Consider the following 2,370-nt stretch of genomic DNA (forward strand, 5'->3'; position numbering starts at 1 on the left):
GCGCGGCGCACCTCGATCTCCGGAGCGCTGGAGTTCGGCAATGACCTGTTCGCCGAAAGCAGCTACCAGGGCACGAAGCGGGTCATCGACATTTCGGGCGATGGCCCCAACAATCAAGGCGCGCCGGTCAACCTGACCCGCGACGATCTGATCAAGCAAGGCATCGTCATCAACGGCCTGCCGCTGATGACGCGAGGCGGTTTTTCCGGCGCCTACGAAGTCAGCAATCTCGATCGCTACTACAGCGACTGCGTCATCGGCGGACCCGGAGCCTTCATGATTCCGGTCAATGACTGGACGCAGTTTCCCGAAGCCATCCGTCGCAAGCTGGTGCTGGAACTCGCCGGCCCGGCCTCGCCGCAATGGGCGGCAGAAGAAGCCACGCATCCGCCGGTGGTATTGGCGCAGGACAAGCCCGCCACCGACTGCCTGGTCGGCGAGAAAATGTGGCGCAACCGCAGCTGGATGTTTGACAGCCGCTAGGCGACCGAAGCATTGGCAAATTGGCCGGACCGCGCTATCCAGTCGGAGGGGCCGCGGCAAAAACCGAGGAAACATCAGATGAAACGTCTAGCCATCCTGACTGCTGTCGCGTCCGTACTTTTTGCCGACGCCGCCAGCGCCCAATACAATGATGAGCCCGCCTGCATGATGTTCGAGCACGCGAATTTTCGCGGTCGGTCCATCGGTATGGGCCCCGACGATTCCGTGAACTTTCGCGGCGGCCAGTTCTGGAACGACCGTGTGTCGTCGGTGATTGTGCGCCGGGGTTGCACACTCATTGCCTATGAGGACTCCCGGATGGGTGGCCGCTCGATCGAGATCCGGCGCCGGATCCGCGATTTCGGCGGCAGCGACTGGAATGACCGTATATCGTCGGCGGAGTGCACCTGCGACGATTATTGAGGCCATTTTGGATTAGCCACGATGGATTTCTGGCGGTGGTAGCCATTGGCCGACAGCAGAGCCGGGCCTGCCGGTTGCCTCACCAAGCTGTTCATTGACAAGCCGATTGGCGTCTGTGAGACAATTCCCCAGCAAAAACAAAAGGGGAACCGACATGAACAGGATCGCCGTTCTTACCGCAACTCTGACACTTGCCGCCGGCCTGTCGGCACCGGCGATGGCTGCCACCTCGGTCACTATCGGCATCAGCGGCTGGACAGGCTTCGCGCCGCTGACGCTTGCGAAGCAGGCGGGCATCTTCGAGAAACACGGACTCGACGTGACCCTGAAAAAGGTGCCGCAAGCGAGCCGGCCGCTCGCCATCGCCAGCGGCGACCTGCAATGCGCGGCCACCACGGTGGAGACCTGGCTGGTGTGGAACGCCAGCGGCGTCACCACCAAGCAGATCTTCCAGCTCGACAAATCCTACGGCGCCGACGGCATCGTCGCCCGCAACAACATCAAGACCGTCGCCGATCTCAAGGGCAAGAACGTCGCGTCATCGGCGCCGGGCACGTCGCCCTATTTCATGCTCGCCTGGGTGCTGAACAAGAACGGCATGTCGACGAAGGACGTCACCGTCGTCAATCTGGAGCCTGATGCGGCGGCGCAAGCTTTCCTCGCCGGGCAGAACGACGCCGCCGTCACCTACGAGCCGTTCATCTCGGCGGTGCGCGACAAGTCGGACCAGGGCCATATCCTGGCGACGACGCTCGACTACCCGATGGTGCTCGACACGGTGGGCTGCACACCCGAATTCCTGAAAACCAATCCGGATGCCGCCAAGGCGCTGGCCGACAGCTATTTTGATGCACTCGACCTGATCAAGAGCGATCCGCAGAAATCCTACGAGACCATGGGTGCCGACGTGAAACAGTCGGCCAAGGAATTCGAGGATTCGGCGAAATACCTGAAATGGGCCGACCGGGCGGAGAACAAACAGTTCTTCACCAAGGAATTCCAGGACTTTTCCAAGACCGCTGGCGAACTGCTGCTGCAGATGGGACTGATCAAGGAAGCGCCCGACGTCACCACGTTGGCTGACACCAGCCCGGTTTCGAACTGATCGTTCGGCCTTTGACCATCAAGCGGCGGCGCCTGGCGCTGCCGCCTTCTCTTGGACAAAGCGCGATTTGAGCATGGGGACCATTTGAAAATGGCGACGATTTGACGATGCGCCCCTTGCATCCAGTCTCGCCGGGCATCCGAACCGTGCTCGGCATTTCCTTCTTCGTGCTTTTCGTGGCCTTCTGGGCTTGGATCACGCTAGGCGGCCACGTCAACCGCATCTTCCTCGCCGATCCGCTGTCGATGCTGCGGGATGGCTGGCGGCTTTTGGTCGAAGACCGTTTTTGGCTCGACGTTCTGATCACCATCTGGCGCGTCTTCGGCGGCTTCCTGCTTGCCTCGGTCGTCGCGGTACCG

General features: G+C 61.3%; 3 protein-coding genes and 1 pseudogene. All 4 read left to right on the forward strand.

Going from position 1 to position 2,370, the window contains the following annotated elements:
* Positions 1-483: DUF1194 domain-containing protein (locus EN994_RS27475; protein ID WP_127307968.1), on the forward strand; the 483-nt coding region annotated here is incomplete at its 5' end.
* 78 nt (positions 484-561) lie between these two features.
* On the forward strand, positions 562-906 hold the full coding sequence (locus EN994_RS27480; RefSeq protein WP_024501320.1) for a peptidase inhibitor family I36 protein: 345 nt from the start codon (positions 562-564) through the stop codon (positions 904-906).
* Positions 907-1,060: 154 nt separating this feature from the next.
* A complete protein-coding gene (locus tag EN994_RS27485; protein WP_063168207.1) occupies positions 1,061-2,011 on the forward strand; it encodes an ABC transporter substrate-binding protein in 951 nt (316 codons plus the stop codon).
* Between the two features lie 107 nt (positions 2,012-2,118).
* Positions 2,119-2,370: pseudogene (locus tag EN994_RS27490) on the forward strand (ABC transporter permease); the annotation flags it as partial.

It is taken from the genome of Mesorhizobium sp. M7A.F.Ca.CA.002.09.1.1 (assembly GCF_003998555.1).
GTDB lineage: Bacteria > Pseudomonadota > Alphaproteobacteria > Rhizobiales > Rhizobiaceae > Mesorhizobium > Mesorhizobium ciceri.

What these genes read in the sequence shown, in the direction of transcription:
- EN994_RS27480 (WP_024501320.1), top strand. Translation starts at nt 562, where the DNA reads ATGAAACGTCTAGCCATCCTGACTGCTGTCGCGTCCGTACTTTTTGCC.
- EN994_RS27485 (WP_063168207.1), top strand. Translation starts at nt 1,061, where the DNA reads ATGAACAGGATCGCCGTTCTTACCGCAACTCTGACACTTGCCGCCGGC.